Annotated in this window: 14 protein-coding genes; 13 read left to right on the top strand and 1 reads right to left on the bottom strand. The window is 36.3% G+C overall.

The features are described from left to right. Positions 1-103 precede the first annotated feature (103 nt). The gene (locus KIH41_RS16390) at positions 104-751 is read right to left on the bottom strand and encodes a hypothetical protein (RefSeq protein ID WP_246539191.1); all 648 of its coding nucleotides are present in this window, start codon (positions 749-751) and stop codon (positions 104-106) included. A gap of 1,157 nt (positions 752-1,908) precedes the next feature. Here KIH41_RS16390 and KIH41_RS16385 point away from each other — a divergent pair. From KIH41_RS16385 to KIH41_RS16325, 13 genes are read left to right on the top strand one after another with little or no spacing between them, the layout of a single operon-like run. Next, a complete protein-coding gene (locus KIH41_RS16385) occupies positions 1,909-4,539 on the top strand; it encodes an SLBB domain-containing protein (protein ID WP_214163075.1) in 2,631 nt (876 codons plus the stop codon). 26 nt (positions 4,540-4,565) lie between these two features. After that, complete coding sequence (locus KIH41_RS16380; protein WP_214163074.1) at positions 4,566-5,639, top strand: Wzz/FepE/Etk N-terminal domain-containing protein; 1,074 nt, start codon at positions 4,566-4,568, stop codon at positions 5,637-5,639. Beyond that, positions 5,599-6,729, top strand: coding sequence for a DegT/DnrJ/EryC1/StrS family aminotransferase (locus KIH41_RS16375; protein WP_214163073.1), 1,131 nt, complete (start codon positions 5,599-5,601; stop codon positions 6,727-6,729). Before KIH41_RS16380 ends, KIH41_RS16375 begins: the two co-directional genes overlap by 41 nt. Further along, positions 6,722-7,294 (top strand): acyltransferase, encoded by a 573-nt coding sequence (locus tag KIH41_RS16370; RefSeq protein ID WP_214163072.1) that lies wholly within the window; start codon positions 6,722-6,724, stop codon positions 7,292-7,294. Before KIH41_RS16375 ends, KIH41_RS16370 begins: the two co-directional genes overlap by 8 nt. Position 7,295: 1 nt before the next feature. Further along, positions 7,296-8,267: a Gfo/Idh/MocA family protein gene (locus KIH41_RS16365; RefSeq protein ID WP_214163071.1), complete on the top strand. Its 972-nt coding sequence runs from the start codon at positions 7,296-7,298 to the stop codon at positions 8,265-8,267. Positions 8,268-8,271: 4 nt separating this feature from the next. Next, positions 8,272-9,366 (top strand): hypothetical protein, encoded by a 1,095-nt coding sequence (locus tag KIH41_RS16360; RefSeq protein WP_214163070.1) that lies wholly within the window; start codon positions 8,272-8,274, stop codon positions 9,364-9,366. Continuing rightward, a complete protein-coding gene (locus tag KIH41_RS16355) occupies positions 9,359-10,618 on the top strand; it encodes a glycosyltransferase (RefSeq protein ID WP_214163069.1) in 1,260 nt (419 codons plus the stop codon). Before KIH41_RS16360 ends, KIH41_RS16355 begins: the two co-directional genes overlap by 8 nt. Before the next feature lie 8 nt (positions 10,619-10,626). Then, complete coding sequence (locus KIH41_RS16350) at positions 10,627-11,952, top strand: flippase (protein ID WP_214163068.1); 1,326 nt, start codon at positions 10,627-10,629, stop codon at positions 11,950-11,952. 5 nt (positions 11,953-11,957) lie between these two features. Then, positions 11,958-13,148, top strand: coding sequence for a hypothetical protein (locus KIH41_RS16345; RefSeq protein ID WP_214163067.1), 1,191 nt, complete (start codon positions 11,958-11,960; stop codon positions 13,146-13,148). Next, on the top strand, positions 13,145-14,254 hold the full coding sequence (locus tag KIH41_RS16340; protein ID WP_214163066.1) for a glycosyltransferase family protein: 1,110 nt from the start codon (positions 13,145-13,147) through the stop codon (positions 14,252-14,254). The genes KIH41_RS16345 and KIH41_RS16340 overlap by 4 nt, the downstream gene beginning before the upstream one ends. Beyond that, positions 14,251-15,345: a non-hydrolyzing UDP-N-acetylglucosamine 2-epimerase gene (gene wecB, locus KIH41_RS16335; RefSeq protein WP_214163065.1), complete on the top strand. Its 1,095-nt coding sequence runs from the start codon at positions 14,251-14,253 to the stop codon at positions 15,343-15,345. Before KIH41_RS16340 ends, wecB begins: the two co-directional genes overlap by 4 nt. Next, the gene (locus tag KIH41_RS16330) at positions 15,323-16,408 is read left to right on the top strand and encodes a glycosyltransferase (RefSeq protein WP_214163064.1); all 1,086 of its coding nucleotides are present in this window, start codon (positions 15,323-15,325) and stop codon (positions 16,406-16,408) included. The genes wecB and KIH41_RS16330 overlap by 23 nt, the downstream gene beginning before the upstream one ends. 4 nt (positions 16,409-16,412) lie before the next feature. After that, complete coding sequence (locus tag KIH41_RS16325) at positions 16,413-17,648, top strand: glycosyltransferase family 4 protein (RefSeq protein ID WP_214163063.1); 1,236 nt, start codon at positions 16,413-16,415, stop codon at positions 17,646-17,648. Positions 17,649-17,712: the final 64 nt, after the last annotated feature.

Genomic DNA, 17,712 nt, shown 5'->3' with positions numbered 1-17,712 from the left:
CTGCCGGCTTAGGCTGGTCTGTGGTGAGATTATTGAATTATTGATTATGAATTAAAAATTACTACCGTGGCCCCATTCCTAATTCCAAATTATTAATTTTTAATTATTTTACGTTTAACACACTTACTTCAATTTTATTCACCGACCAGCTCTCATCGCACCTTTGGTCCTGGGCGTTCCACTGGACCAGTTCGTCCAGGCAGGAGATGGTGAGGGTGCTGTTGTTGTGGGAGATGAGTTTGCTGATGCGGTAATGGCTGGTCCAATTGGGAATGCCCGCATATTGGCACCTGCCCGGCAGATTGCCTCTTACCGCCCCGGTTTTGGGGACAAACTGTCTCACGTAATTCTCAGGATAGGATTGATAAAGGCAATAAGCGCTTTCGCAAGGGGAATTGGAAAAGGTGGTGTTCAGTACCTCCTGTTCATCCAAAAACATCCTCCAGATATCAGGTCCGCCCGGATCCTGCATATTACCATCCCATGAATCGTGCAAATATAAATCAATCGTAACTCTAACCATATTATGGGAGGGCAGATTTCTCAATTTAACGCTGAAGCCCTCATTGTTGAAAAACCCCAATACCGAATCCCCATTATAAAAGTCTATGCCCCGACTGGTAATAAAATCTTCCAGGTTACCTGTGGTAAAGTCGTTTGAATAAATGGTCTGTTCTTCCAATAACTCTTGCTGGCAGGAGAAAAATGCCATTATAGCCAGGCCGAAGGCCAAAATACTAAGTGATTTCATTTCAATTCAGGTACTTAGATAAATAATACCGACAAATATAGGAATAATTAGGTATTACATGATGGGAAAAAGGGATTACGTGGTGGTTGATAGGTTAAAGGGATTAAAGGATTAAGGAGCTTCGCCACGGATTGAGCACTTGCAGTTTTAATTTTTTTGCCACGAAGACTCTAAGACGCTAAGTTTTATTCTAGAGAGGCCTTCTTTCCCTGTGTGGCTCTTTTTTAAAAAGTTAATCCTATAATCCGTCCCGCTGCGCGTCAGCGCCAAGCGGGACATTCAACCATTCAACCACCTTGCACAAAATAATTATTCCGCTCAAATAAAATTCATCTTCCGATCAGTTTCGTTCTAAGTGCAGATTTCAGTATTTAAACAGGTTATTTCCTAAACTGATAAGCAATTGACTAAGCGTTAGTTTCTCATGAAAGTAAATAAACCTCTTCAAACCTGCAATTTAGGATAACTATGGTTAAATTTGCAGGAATTTTACTGCGCAACTATTCTCCATACTACATTTTTGCTTGAATCGTTACCCTTGCTAGGACAGCGGAAGCTGGGACCAACGGGGCGAAGCTGTGCGCGGATCGTAAAGTAAGCCCCTTCGCGGAAAAAATGGTCACGAAGGACACAAAGTTCAAAAAAAGTCGCATAGAGGCTTCTTCGCGGAGAAAATAGGTCACCAAGGGCACAAAGTTTAAAAATAAGGACACAAAGCCCCGACGCGGCGAGAAATTAGCCCACGAAGTCGCACTAAGTTTAAAAAGAAGTCGCACTAAGTTAAAAGGGGCACCAAGGGCACCAAGTTAAAAAGAAGGACACAAAGAGAAGAGATAGGACTCAAAGTTGATTAAAGTGCCTTTTATCCAATGTAGGCTCACTCTCTGAGACCTCTGCGCCTCCCGATACGCTCTACTACTCGGGACAAGTTCTGCGTTTAAAATTGGAAGTAACTGAGCAGTACAGCCGTGGAGGCTATTCATATAAAGTTAATAAAACTAAAGGCTTAACGTTCTTTGCGATTTCTTTCTTTTCTTTGCGGATAGTTTTCCTATTGGTGAATGCAGGTAGCTTAATCGTCAAACTTGACGTGTTAGGCTTTAAGTAACAAATAAATAACTACAGAAATCCATTTCTGTTTTCTCTATAAATAGTAAATGAAACAATTATCATTATTTCTCTTATTCTTTTTAGTAAGTGTAATAGCCTATGCCCAGTCCTTACAGGATATTCAAAACGTCAAAGTAGATAACCTTTCCGATGCGCAGATAGAGCAATTGATCAAGCGGGCGGAGCAGCAGGGAATAGGCGAGCAGCAGATCCCGCAGATGGCCCAAGAGAGGGGTATGCCTCCTCAAGAGGTAAATAAACTCCGCCAAAGAATTCAGGAATTGAGATCCGGTAGAAGAGGGGATCAAGCCCAGCAACAACGGGGTGATAGGAGAATGCAAGGTCGAGACAGTAGAACAGTGGAAGGGGAAGTAGATGAGTTGGAGGCCATATTTGACTCGCTCCGCCGCTCAGACCCTTATTATGACCTCACCCCCAAGCAGAAAAAGATTTTCGGTTATACCTTGTTTCATAACAGGGAATTGACATTCAACCCCAGCATGAACATCCCCACACCCCAAAATTATACCATAGGAGCGGGGGATCAGCTTTTAATTGATGTGTATGGGGCATCCCAACAGGAATATGACTTGACGGTCAATCCAGAAGGAAGGGTTTTTATTCCCAATGTGGGACCGGTTCAGGTGGGCGGACTTTCCGTGGAGGCTGCCACTTCTAGGTTGTCAAACTCCTTATCCAATATATATAGTGGACTGAGGGGATCAAACCCCAATACTTTCCTACAAATCAGATTGGGTAACATCCGCACCATTAAGGTTTCGATGGTAGGTGAACTTAGAAAGCCGGGAACTTATACCTTGCCCTCATTTGCCTCTGTATTTAATGGCCTTTTTGCAGCTGGTGGACCTAATGAGAATGGTTCATTCAGGCATGTGCAGGTGTATAGAGACAGTAAGATGATCGGTGAAGTGGATATCTATGACTTCTTGGTAAGAGGCGGACAGGATTCCAACATCATGTTGCGGGACAACGATGTAGTTATTGTGCAACCAGTGCGCAGACGAGTAGAAATTGACGGTCCGGTCCGTAGACCTGGACTTTTTGAAATTAAGCCTGATGAATCTCTAGAAGACCTAATTGAGTTTGCAGGAGGGTTTTCAGATAGGGCATTTCAAAACAGAGTGACAGTAAGAAGGTCCACTGGATCAGAAATGCAAGTGGATGATATAGGATCTGACTTTTATGCAACTTTTACCCCCAGAGATGGGGATGTATATAAGGTAGGGGAAATCCTGGAAAGATACGAGAACCGAGTACAAGTTTCGGGTGCGGTATTCAGGCCAGGGGAGTTTGCACTGACCGAGGGATTAACTTTGAAAGAGTTGATTGAAAAAGCAGGTGGACTTAGAGGGGACGCTTTCACCAATAGGGCCACACTGTATAGAACCAAAGAAAACTTCAAACAGGAAATTCTTTCCATTGATTTGGAGCATGTAATGGATGGATCGATCGGTGATGTTAAATTGAGAAGAGAAGATATCCTAAACATAGCCTCCATCTACGACATCAAGGAAGAATACTATGTTCAGGTCTCGGGTGAAGTTAACCGAACTGGGGTTTACCAATATGCAGAGAACATGACTGTGGGAGATTTGGTGGTGAAATCTCGTGGCTTTAAAGAGTCTGCTACTAACTCCTTTATTGAGATCGCAAGAAGGGTTAAAAACGACCCTAGTGGTAAGATCGCCGAGATCTTAACTATAGAAATTGACAAAGATCTTAATGTAAGGGCAGAGGATGCGGGTATTACCTTGGAACCTTTTGATCATGTCTTTATCAGAAAGAGCCCTGGTTTTCAAAGAGAGAAAGTGGTAAAAGTTGAGGGAGAGGTTTTATATCCAGGGGATTTTGCGTTGGGCAAAACTGATGAAAGGATTTCTGATGTACTAAAAAGGGCAGGAGGAATGAACCAGTTTGCTTATCCAAAAGGAGCCACTTTAATTCGTAGGACTGAATTTTACAAAACTCTTGAAGAGGAAGAAAGAAAGCTCAAAAATCTTCAATCTCTTTTGGATCATATTGATAGAGGAGACAATATTGACAATTCTGAAACTGAGGTTGAATTGCTAAGAAGATTGGAGAAGCGGGTAGAAGTATTGAGAGAAGAAAGGGACAAACGCCGTGAGGAGGATAAGGATGCCAATCTTGGATTTATTGAGGACCGGTATGCAGCATTAGATGGAGCGGATACAAGTTCGGTTAAGCTTTCCATTAGAGAAACTGAATTGGTAGGTATAGAGTTGGAAAAAATTATTCAGAATCCTAGATCTAAATATGACCTTATATTGCAAGAAGGAGATGTACTTAGTATCCCTAAAGAGTTGCAAACAGTAAGGATGAGAGGCGAGGTTTTATATCCCACCACTGCGAGGTATGATAACAATAGAAGTTTTAGAAATTACATTTCCAGAGCAGGAGGATATACTGAGCAGTCAAGAAGATCCAGATCCTATGTAGTATACGCAAATGGAGATGTGCAGAGGACCAGGTCATTTTTGGGATTGAAGTTTTATCCGAATATTGAACCTGGAGCTGAAATTATTGTACCTGAAAAACCAGAAAGACCCCCAATGCCGCCACAGGCATGGGTTGCAATCGGAACGGGGCTAGCCACTATGGCTTTGGTGGTAACTCAAGTGTTAAATAACCTTAATTAAAATTTGGCTATTCATTGGATTAATAAATGGAAATTACACTTAAAGAAATTGTTGAAAGAATTATTAGCCAGAAATGGTTAATTGTTAAAGTGGTGTTAGTTTTCATTCTCTTGGCATTAGTTATCATATTCACAACAACCAGAGAGTTTACCGCATCTTCAAAAATAATAGTGGAAAACCCTGGAGCCCAAAGGGGAATGTTAAGTCAACTGGGAAATCTTCCAGGCCTTAATCTTGGTAATTTAAATCAGAATGATAATATTTTATCTCATGAGATTTATCCCGAGATCATTAATTCCAATGATTTCTTTCTAACTGTTTTAAATTCAAAAATTGCTTTAGATGGAGATTCTTTAATACTTAAGGAGTTCGTGGAATCGGTTTATTCACCTTCATTGCTTCAACAGGTTAAAAAATATACCATCGGCCTTCCGCAGTTGTTTAAATCTTCCACAGCCTTAAATCATGATGGTAGTAGAATAGAGAGTGGCATTACTTTTTTAAGTGGTGAGGATGGAAGAAATATTGGCTGGTTGAGAAAAAGAATAAATTTAAATGTCGAAAGAGGAACCCGTATTACGACGATTTCATTTGAATCGCCAAATTCTGAAGTGTCAGCTCAAGTTGTGCAATTAACATCTAATTACCTTCAATCTTATCTTGATGAATACCAAACTCAGAAGGAGGTAAGGAATTTGGAATTTGTAGAAGAGCGGAAAGAAGAGGCTAGGAAACAATATCTACAAGCACAACAAGAATTAGCCAGCTTCAGAGATCGGAATAGAAATGTTATGTCAGAAGTATCAAGGACTAGAGAGGAAGTTCTGGTTCAGGATTTTAATTTGACTAACCGTATTTATTCGCTTTTAGCTGAGCAAACTGAACAGGCGAGAATTAAATCCAAAGAACAAGGTGTAATGTTTAAGGTTTTGGAAAGGGTTCAATTGCCAGCTCCTCAAACCAAACCTCAACCTGTCTTATTGTTAATGCTTTTTATTTTAACAGGTTTAATTTTATCTATTAGTTATATTTTATTCCCAATTATTTTCAATGAATTTTATGAGAAAGATCCAGATGGTAGATCTAAAGTCACAGTATGAGAAAATCAGGGACGAGGTAAATGAAGCGATACAGGAGGTTATAGATCAAACGGCCTTTATTAATGGCCCTCAAGTGAAGGACTTTGCTAAAGAACTAGCGGAGTTTAATCAAGTCAAGCATGTGATTCCCTGCGCAAATGGGACTGATGCGCTTCAGATTGCTATGATGGCGTTAGGTTTTCAACCTGGTGAAGAAGTTATTGTCCCGACCTTTACTTATGTGGCAACCGTGGAGGTAATAGCTCTGCTTGGGCTAAAGCCTGTTTTTATAGATGTCACTCCTGATACTTTTGAGCTTCGGGTAGATCAGTTAGAAAGCTGTCTTACATCTAAAACCGTTGGAATCGTACCAGTCCATTTATATGGCCAATGTTCTAATATGGAAGCTATCTTAGAATTTGCCAGTAGACACGGCTTGAAGGTTATTGAAGATACTGCTCAAGCCATTGGGGCAGATTATACTTTTTCTGATGGAAGAGTGGCAAAAGCGGGTACGATGGGTGATGTGGGTACCACCTCTTTTTTCCCTTCCAAAAATCTTGGCTGTTTTGGGGATGGAGGGGCTATGTTTACCAACGATGATGAATTAGCCGGTAAACTTCAAATGATTGCCAACCATGGACAGAAGAAAAAGTATTATCATGATAGTATTGGGGTAAATTCTAGGCTAGATACTCTTCAAGCAGGAATTCTCCGAGTTAAATTGAAACACCTCAACCGTTATTCGAAGTCTAGAAATGAGGTGGCTGACAAGTATGATAAAGCTTTTTCAAATCATTCTGATATTCAGACACCGGTAAGGGTGAAAAATTCAACCCACGTATTCCATCAGTACACGATTCAGGTAAATAATGGAAAACGTGAGGAGCTTAAGGCCTACCTTCAGGAGAAAGGCGTGCCGTCAATGGTTTATTACCCTGTTCCTTTGCACCAACAGACTGCCTATTTGGAATTTGGTTACAAGCAAGGAGATTTTCCAAATGCTGAGGAGTTATGTAGCAGAGTTCTCTCTCTACCAATTCATACAGAAATGAAAATTGAGGAACAAGATTATATTATTAACACCATAAAATCTTTTTTTGATGAATAATTATTTTGCCCATGAGACGGCCGTCATTGATGAAGGTTGTCGAATAGGAGAGGGTACAAAGATTTGGCACTTTACCCATATTATGTCCAAATGTAAGATTGGTAAGAATTGTAATTTTGGTCAAAATGTGGTTGTTTCGCCTGAAGTTGAGCTTGGGAATAATGTTAAAGTTCAGAATAACGTTTCTATATACACTGGCGTAACTTGTGAAGATGATGTATTTTTGGGTCCGTCTATGGTTTTTACCAACGTTACCAATCCAAGGAGTGCTGTCAATCGCAGGTCTGAATATTCCAAAACACATGTAGGAAAAGGAGCAACAATCGGAGCCAATGCAACTATTGTATGTGGTCATGATATTGGACCGTTTGCTTTTATTGGCGCTGGAGCTGTAATAACTAAGACCGTACCTGCATATGCTTTAATGGTGGGTAATCCAGCTAAACAAATTGGCTGGATGAGTGAGTATGGCCACAGGCTTGAGTTTGATCAGCAAGGAGTGGCTATCTGTAAAGAAAGCCAAGAAAAATATTTATTAGAAAATAATCAGGTAAGAAAAGCATAACATGAAAAACTTTGCCCTAATAGGAGCTGCAGGATATATAGCTCCAAGACATATGAAAGCTATTAAGGATACTGGAAACAACCTTTTAGCAGCTTATGATAAATTCGATAGTGTTGGTGTAATTGATGGTCATTTTCCAGAAGCCGATTTTTTCACTGAATTTGAAAGGTTTGACCGTCATGTTGAAAAACTTAAAAGGAGTGATAATAAAATAGATTATGTAAGTATTTGTTCTCCTAATTATTTACATGATTCCCATATTCGTTTTGGACTTAGAGTTGGAGCTGATGTCATTTGTGAAAAACCATTGGTATTGAACCCTTGGAATATCGATGCTTTACAAGAAGTAGAAAAGGAGCACGGTAAGCGGGTTTTTAATATTTTACAATTGAGGCTTCACCCTTCTATTATTGCTTTGAAAAAGAAGATTGATGAAGGGCCCTCTGATAAAATTTACGATATAGATTTAGCTTATATAACCTCAAGAGGTCATTGGTATTATACCTCTTGGAAGGGTGATGTTACCAAATCTGGGGGAATAGCAACTAATATTGGAGTGCATTTTTATGATATGCTCACTTGGATTTTTGGGGGAATCAAAGAAAATATGGTCCATGTTCATACTCATGATAGGGCTGCAGGTTATTTCCAACTTGAAAAGGCTAGGGTAAGATGGTTTTTGAGTATTAATGCTGATACTTTACCAGATGCGGTCAAAGCAAGAGGTGGAAGGACTTTTAGATCACTTACCATGGAAGGTGAGGAAATTGAATTTAGTGATGGGTTTACCGAATTGCATACACATAGCTATGAACATATTTTAAGCGGACAAGGATATGGGTTAGATGAAGCAAGGAATTCCATTGAGATAGTTCATGATATTCGACATAAAAAACCAATTGGGTTAAAGGGAGAGTTTCACCCTTTGGCACAAGGGGAGGTTGCTCAACATCCTTTTGAATCTAAATTTTAGTAGGATGATTGAAAGAAAAAAAAAGATTTTTGGGAAGAATTATACTTTTGTAGCAGAAGAAACTTTTGAGCTTGCGCTTTCAGAAAGCACGGCTCTATACCCTGAGAATTATGGGGAATATGAGGATGTATTAATTGAAATTCTATCGACAGATAATCAAGAGTTATTATTGTCAAGAAACCCTGAAATATTTTCTAAATATGAAAATTCAATTGGGACTAAATTTTCACAATGTAACGTTTATTGGAAAAAAGTAGGCAAGAAATTGGAAATCAGGGTCATTATGAATGAGGGATTACTGAATTTCAGCACCTTTTCTAGATTTAGGTCTATGGAGTTTCCAACTAGTGTTGAAATTTTTATGCAGATTCTGCATGAGCTGGTATTAATTCCTTCAGTATATTTTTTTGAGGATTTAAGTTTGGTTCATGCAGCAGGATTTTCAGTTAGAGATGAAGGAATTCTGTTGGCTGGTACAGGAGGAACAGGTAAAACTTCAGCATTACTTGCACTTCGAAAAAATGACAAACTTAGTTTTATTACAGATGATATAGCGGTGATTTCATCAGATGGTCTGGTATATCCAAATTTAGCTTGGCCTAAAGTGTATGGGTATAATTTATCATCTTACATTAAAAAAGAAGAATTACTTAGTGGTAGGTCTTTTTTGGATAAAGTTCATTTTGGTTTAAAGCTTAAAGTCAATCCAAAAAAAGTCAGAAGGAAAATCCGTCCAAATATTTTATATGCCAATGTTAATTTAGAGCCTGTTAAGCTTAGTAAAGTAATATATTTATTTAGGGATAATGTTGAAAAATTAGAATTCAGAAAACTTGATAAAAATAAAGCTATTGAAGCAGGTCTTAATGTTATTAAAACTGAATATGAAGTATTTAATAAATTTTTAGAGTGGGATAATTATAACAGTATTATTAAAAATGTGCACCCGATTCTTCGTCTTGAAGAAGTTTTTAAAAACTGGAATAATACTTTAAATTCAGCATTTTTGGATTCAGAAGTTAACTCTTTACATATTCCATATAAAATCCCTCATGAAGATTATCTAAAATTCATTGAAAACCAGTTGATTAATGAGTGATAAAAACTTATTATTAATCACTGAGGTTTTTCCTTATTCACCTGGTGAAGAATTCTTAGAAAAGGAGATAATTTATTGGGGAAGGGAATTTAAAGGTGATCTAATCATTCTTCCTAAAAGAAAGTCCAGGTTTAAAAGAGATATTCCCTCAAAAATTGTTGTAAATAACTCTTTAAACCAGCCTTTAAGTTTTATCAATTATTTTAGTATTTTTATAAAATCTCTAACCTCGAAGATTTTTTTAAATGAATTGTTGTACTTAATAAAAAATAGCAAATTTGAATTTAATAATTTTAAATCTGCTTTATATGCAACTATTAAAGTGTTTAAAATTCGTCATCATCTAAAAATTTTTATTAAGGATCTGGATACTCCTCCAAATGTATATTGCTATTGGAATGATAATAGTTCTTATGCGGCAGCTTTGCTCAAACAGGAAGGAATAATTAATAAACTTTTTTCAAGAATTCATCGATTTGATTTATATGAAGAAGAACGTAGAAATAATTATATGCCTTTAAAAAGGCAATTAATTCAAGTATTCGATAAAATTTTCCCTATTTCACTCGAAGGAAAAAATTATCTTATAAATAAATATTCGATGAGTGAAAAAAATATATGTATTCAAAAGCTAGGTGTGGAGCTTAACGGGTTCATGTGTTTGGCTAGTCCTAGAAATGTTTTAAAAATTTTGTCTGTATCTTATTGTGTGGATGTAAAGAGGATAGATAAGATAATAGATTCGGCTCGAAATTTGGCTAGCACTTTTCCTGATATTAAAATTCATTGGGATCATTTAGGTGGTGGCATTTTAGAAGAGGAATTAGTAGAATATGCGAATAAAATGATGCTGGCTCCAAACCTTAGTTGGAAATTTCATGGAATGGTTTCTAATAAAGAAATATTGAAATTTTATAGTGAAAACTGCATTGATGTATTTATTAATACTTCTTTATCTGAAGGTGTTCCTGTTTCAATAATGGAAGCATTGAGTTTTGGGGTACCAGTAATTGCCCCTAATGTAGGAGGCATTTCAGAATTAGTTGAACAAACTCATGGAATCTTACTTTCTGAAGCTCCTTCTATCGAAGAAATAACAAATGCTTTAAGAAATATTGAAATGTTTAAATCATACCCAGTTCGAAAAAATGCTTATGAGTTTTCTAAAGCCCATTATAATTCCAAATTGAATTATTCTAGGTTTATAAGTTTATTTAATGATGAGTTTTTTAGTGTTGAACGAAAAAACTGATATAGTTGATGCAATTTAAGTTTGGGGACACATTTGTCAAAAATATTTCAATTACTCTTTTTAGACAAATTTTTTCTGCTATACTTCAATTATGTTCTGTAGTTGTTCTGGCTAGGATTTTAGGGCCGGAAGGTATGGGTTTATATACCCTGACAATTTTAATTCCACAGTTTTTAATATCAATTCTTAACTTAGGCCTTCCTTCTTCTTTAGTGTATTATGTTGCTAATGGCTCATACACACTTAAGGTTTCTCTTTACCATACCAATAAGTTTCTTCTTTTTTACCTTCCCTTGGTATTAGTGGTGGCAGGTATTTGTTTGTTCTTTTTTTCTGAACAATGGTTTCCTGAACTTTCAAGCAAATTGATTTTTATTGGTCTGTTATGCCTTCCCTTTATGCTTGCTCAAAATGTTCAAATATCTCTTCTCCAAGCATTATCCGACTTCAAAAGTTTTAATCTCCTAACCATCCTTCAGCCCCTTTCTTTCTTACTAGGTGTTGGAGTTACTGCTTTACTTGGATCGGTAGATGTGATAGCTGTATTAAGGTTGTTTCTGCTCAGCCAGATTCTTGTTTCTATTGCCACTAGAGGAAGAGTGCTCAAGCTTGTTCCCCAAGCATTAGAAGAAAACTTTAACGACAGCACTTTTGAATTTCTTAGTAAAAATCTAAAATATGGCTTGAAAGCATTCTTTAGCAATATTACGGCTATGATAAATTATCGTGCGGACCTGTATTTGGTTGGACTACTTACTAATGCTGCCTCAGTAGGGATATATGCTATTGCTTTACAAATAAGTGAAAGATTGTTTATTATTTCTCAGGCTGTAAGTACAGTCCTCCTACCAAAATTAAGTGGGCTTCAAGAAAAAAAGGAACTGCAAGTGCAGATTACTAATGTAGTTGCCAAATGGTCATTTCTTATTTCCATTCTAGGTGGAGTGTCTTTATTCTTACTTACCAAGATGCTATTGGTGCCTTTTTTTGGAGAAGATTATCTGTCCTCTCTTCAACCTCTTGCCGTTCTTGTAGTAGCCGCTTGTTTTAGTAGCTATTCAAGAGTTCTATCTAATGCTATTGCTGCCAAAAATAAACCTGAATGGAATCTTTATGTTGGAATAATTACTTCGGTGGTAAATGTTGGTTTCAACATTTGGCTTATTCCCAATTACGGTATAATGGGGGCAGCATATGCCACTTTGGCTTCATTTACTTTGAATTTTTTGCTTAAAATTTTGGTTTATACTGGAATTTTCCAAATTAATTTAAAAAGCCTAATTGACTTTTCTATTGAGAAAAAAGTAATAAGGTCTTATATGATGAAAGAGTAAGAATAATGAGAGGGCTTCACTACATCATTATTTTGATTTGTTTGTTTTTCCCTATAAAACATTTTGAAGCTTTTCATTTATTGTTGATAGCTTTCACAGGGACTCTGTTGATCCTTCAAAAGAAATTTCTTTTAAAAGATACTGTTAAGGTATTTATTGGGCTTATCTTGTTTATTTGGGTTTCAAATTTTTTGAGGTCGATTTTTTTTACTGGCTATAATCTTCGAGATTACATTGAGGTGATTCGATTTATTCCTATGGTTCTTCTTTTATCTGGAGGATTTAAATTTAAGTATGCCATAGTTTCTAAAATATTCCTAATTTACGTTATTATTGATCTTTTTGTGAGTCTATTCCAATTTTTAGGTTCTGGTTTAGGTGATGCTTTGACCTCTCTATATGGTTCTCCCTTCCATATTGATGCTTCTCTTGGAATAAGCTCGAGAGCTTTAGGCCTTAGCAGTGGTCCAGGGCAACATGGATCTATCATGACTTTTTTTTACATATTTTTCCTATTTTCTTTTATTTATCTCGATAGAGGGAAGGTTCTGTATTTTTTTGGTGTTGTTTCTACTCTTATTGCTGTATTGCTCTCTCAATCTCAAACCTCCTTTATTTCAGTTGTTTTAATTTCTGGATTTATGATAGTTTATACTCTAGTAAAGGGTAATTCAATACAGAGAAAATATAGTATGGTTACACTTGGTTTATTGCTTGTTTCAGGGACAGCATTTTTTATAATTTTTTTTGATGAACTACGATACCTTTACACCCTAGTTGAATTTGGGTTGGAAAGAAACTCCTTTCAGCGTAGAGTTGGTAAAACAGATTTCGTATGGGGATTGGCTAAAGATAATCCAGAACTTCTTTTAATTGGGTATGGGAAAGATTTTTTTGGATCCCTTTCAACGGCTATGGATAATGAATATCTGTATATTTTCTTCATATATGGCTTTATTATTGGTATAATATTTCTTCTGGTTATATTAATTTTTCTTTTCAAGGTTTTCTTCCTTGGGAATTTATTTCCTGTTCAGTATTTGATGATAGGTTATTCTTTTTTGGTAGGGTTGATTTTTGCTTATCCGACTTCTTTTTTTACAGAACCAAGATTACTCCTTTTACTGACTCTTTATTTTTTATTGGATTTGACTGGAGTAAATACCAAGACACTTCTAACTTTCGACAAAGAATGAAAAAGATAATATTTTATTTGCCATTTGCAATAGATTTAAATAGATTTTCTGCTAGTCAAATAAGACCTGCTAAAATTCTGAAAAGTTTTAAAGATTCAGGGTATGAAGTATTTGAATTAACTGGGAATTCTTGCCAACGGCGAATTAAATATAATCAGTTAAGGGAGAATTTAAGTAATGGTGTAAAATATGAGTTCTGTTATTCGGAATCTTCAACCATGCCTTCCTTAATTACAGATGAGAATCATCTTCCTAACTCTCCTCTACTTGACTTAGGTATATTTAAATTGTTAAAGAGAAATAATATTTCCATAGGTGTCTTTTATCGTGATATTTACTGGAAATTTGATTCGTATAAAAAAAACGTTGGAAGATTAAAATATGCCTATGGCACTTTGTTTTATAACATAGATCTTTGGATGTATAGGAAATACGTGGATGTTCTGTTTTTGCCTTCATTGAGTATGGCTGAATATCTTTCACCAAATTTAAGGTGTAAAGTTCAAACACTTCCTCCAGCATGTGATTGTGGATCTGATGAAATAGAAAACGAATCCATTAGTGTTTTAAAAACTTCTAAGAATCAAAAGCTAAGCTTAATTTATGTTGGGGGTGTAACCCCACCCCATTACGACCTTGGACCTCTTTTTTTTGCCGCGAGTAGAAATCTCCAATATACTTTCAAGATAATCTGTCGGAAAGAGGAATGGGATGTAGCAAAAAAGTTTTATAAGTTAAGTAGCAATGTTGAAATTATTCATGCTTCAGGAAGAAGTCTTGAAATAGAATATAAAAACTCCGATTTATTTTTAAACCTTCGAAATCCAGATCCTTATCTCAATTTTTCTATGCCTATGAAAATATTTGAAGCAATTCAAGAAGAAAAACCTATTATAACTTCTAATTTATTTGAAATTGCCAAATTTGTTAAAGAGAATAATATTGGGTGGGTAATCGATGGACCGAATGATTTAGATGTTATTCTTACGTCCTTGGAAAACGACAGTGATATTCTCAAAGTTACCAAAGAAAATCTTAGAACCACTAAAGCATATAATACTTGGAAAATGAGAGTTGAAAAAATACAAACTTTATTAGCTAAATGAAAATTCTTACCGTTATCGGGGCTAGGCCTCAATTTATAAAAGCATCTGCAGTATCTAGGGCCATCCAACAAGTGGGGGGGCTTGAAGAAGTTATCGTTCACACAGGACAGCATTTTGATGAGAAAATGAGCCAGATTTTTTTTGATGAGCTATCTATCCCCGTGCCTAAATATAACTTGGATATCCATGGGCTCAATCATGGGGCTATGACTGGCAAAATGCTTGCAGGTATAGAAGAGATCATTCTTTTAGAGAAACCTGATTATCTTTTGGTATATGGAGACACAAATTCTACTTTGGCAGGGGCACTGGCAGCTTCTAAGCTCCATGTAAAAGTAATTCATGTGGAAGCCGGCTTAAGGTCCTTTAATATGAAAATGCCTGAAGAAATTAACAGGATACTAACAGACAGGGTCAGTCATCTGTTGTTCTGTCCCACTGAAACGGCAATGAATAACCTGGAGAAAGAAGGTTTTGACCAGATGAAACTTATTTATTTGAATTCCGGAGATGTAATGTATGATACCACCTTACATTACAGTCAATTGGTCAAATGGGATTCCCCTGTTTTGGAAAACTTTAAAAATGAATCATTCGTTCTTTGTACACTTCACAGGGCAGAAAATACAGATAATTTAGAAAGGCTGCGTAACATCATTGAGGGATTAAATAAAATCTCTCAATCCATAAAGGTTCTTGTGCCACTCCATCCTCGAACAAAAAATATAATTGAAAAGCTTCAAGTTCCGGTTCACTTTGAAATTATAGAACCCGTTGGATATTTGGATATGCTTGGTCTTATCCAAAGTTGCGCTCTGGTCATGACTGACAGTGGCGGGCTTCAAAAAGAGGCTTTCTTCTTGAAGAAATATTGCATCACCATGAGGGATGAAACCGAATGGGTGGAACTGGTGGAGAACGGATATAATTTTCTAGTTGGCGCTGATCAAGACAAAATGGTTGAAAAATTTTTGGCTCTTTCCCAAAAAGAAATCAATGATGGCCTGAATTTATATGGAGAAGGGACCGCAGCTGATTATATTGTAAAACAAATAAAAGCGACTATTGATGAAGGTCCTGGTTTTAAGTGATCCTTCTTCTATTCATACTGTAAAATGGGTCAATTCCTTAGCTGATCGGGAGCTGGAAATTGTTTTGTTTGGACTTGGAAAGAAGAACTCCCAGATTTCCTCTAAGGTGAGGCAGGTTCCATTTGATATCGAAGTGAGTAGAGGTAATCTTTTAAAGAAAGCAGGGTATTTAAAATCTTTTTCCCATCTTAAATCCGAGTTCCAGAAATTTCAGCCGGATTTAGTACACGCTCACTTCATCAGTAGTTATGGTTTGTTGGGTAAATTATTAAATCCCCCGAAATATGTGGTTTCCGTATGGGGGAGTGATATTTTCAATTTTCCACAAAAGTCACCTTTACATAGGGTTTTGGTTAAGAAGATCCTTAAATCTTCTCAGGTTGTTTTTTCCACCAGTGAAGTTATGAGGGAGGAAACCGGAAAATATACTAATAAACAAATTTTTGTTACTCCTTTTGGTGTTAACCTTGATAGATTTAAGCCTGGTGTGAAGAAAGAAGAAAGTGATGATACTTTTAGGTTAGGTATAGTGAAGTCTTTGGAGGAAATCTATGGAATAGATGTTCTTATTAAGGCTTTCAGATCAGTTGTACAGAATTATAAAAAACCCATCAGCCTGACGATTATCGGAAAGGGTTCTCATGATAAGCAGCTAAAGGATTTAAGTGAAAACTTATGTCTAGGTAATTATATTAAGTTTACCGGATATTTGACTCAAGAGGAAGTAATTAAATACCATCAAAAATTTGACCTTGAGATTTTCCCCACTATGGTTAATGAAAGCTTCGGCGTATCAGTGGTAGAAGCAATGGCCTGTGGTACGCCCGTAATTGTATCAGATGTTAGCGGGTTTAAAGAAGTAATCAACTATGGAGAATGTGGGCTGATTGTAAAGAGAGGTGATGTGAATGCATTAACAATGGGCATATTAAAGTTGATCGAAAATAAGCAATTAAGGGAAGAATATATTTCCAAAGGCCTAAATAGAGTACAACAATTTTATAATTGGGACTCCAATGTTGATTTGATGGTTAAGCATTACAAAGAAGTGCTAGCAAGCTAAATTCATGAAGATATTATTTTTGACTGACAATTTCCCTCCGGAACTAAATGCTCCAGCCACAAGGACCTACGAACATTGTAAAGCTTGGGTCAATGCGGGGGTGGATGTAACTGTAATAACTTGCTTTCCCAACTTTCCTAAAGGCGAAATATTTCCAGGATACAAGAATAAACTGTACCAGAAGGAAGAAATTGATGGTATTAAAGTTATTAGAGTCTGGTCTTTAATTTTTGAAAATAAAGGAATTTTTAAAAGATTCCTTGACTTCATATCATTTTCAGTCACTGGATTTATAGCAGGATTATTTGTGAGGAAAATTGATAAGATTATTATAACCTCTCCTCAATTTTTTGTTACCTTTTCTGGCTTCTTTCTTTCCCTATTTAAGCGAAAGCCCTGGGTTTTTGAAGTCAGGGATCTTTGGCCGGAAAGCATAATAGTTCTGAACAATTACAATAAAAATTTCATGTTCAGAGTATTTGAAAAGTGTGAAATGTTTTTTTATAAAAATTCTTCACAAATAATTGCTGTTACAAAGGGTATCAGGGATAATATTATAGAAAGGGGAATTGATGCTGATAAGATTATTCTTATTAGAAATGGTTTTTCCTTTGAAAATCTGCCAGAGGATATCCAGGATAAATCGGCCTTAAAAAAGAGTATTGGATTAGAAGATAATGAAAAGTTAATTTCCTATATAGGCACTCATGGCCAAGCTCATGCCTTAGACTTCATAATTAAGACAATTGCTAAGGTTAATGATTTAAATATTAGGTTTCTATTTATAGGCAATGGTGCTGAGAAGGATAATCTAATTCAACTATCAAGTGATTTGGGTATTTCAAGAATTACCTTTTTAGACTCAGTTCCTAAGGAGAGCGTATTTGAATTTATTAAATTATCCGATTGGGCTTTGGTCAATCTAAAGAATGATCCCTTATTCGAAGGAGCAATACCCTCCAAAATTTTTGAGAATGCGGCTCTTAGAACTCCTATTCTTCTGGGTGTAAATGGGGAGGCAAAAGAATTAATTAATAAATATCAAGCAGGTATAACATTTGAGCCGGAAAGAGAATCTGATTTTATTAGGGTTTTGCAGCTTATCCATAATGATGAATTAAATTATTCTGAACTTCAGAACGGGGCCTTTAAGCTTGCAAAAGAATTTGATAGAGGTAAATTGGCTCTCAAGCTGCTACATTCTTTAAATGGCGACTTAAAAATAACCTCCTTGGCTTAATTACATTTGAGTTGTAGGAGTTTCTCTCGGTTGTAGTAACTGAATTTAGGATGCCATGAAATAT

Origin of the sequence: Litoribacter ruber, assembly GCF_018500185.1 — a bacterium.
Lineage (GTDB): Bacteria > Bacteroidota > Bacteroidia > Cytophagales > Cyclobacteriaceae > Litoribacter > Litoribacter ruber.
This window is presented reverse-complemented; position numbering and strand designations above follow the sequence as displayed.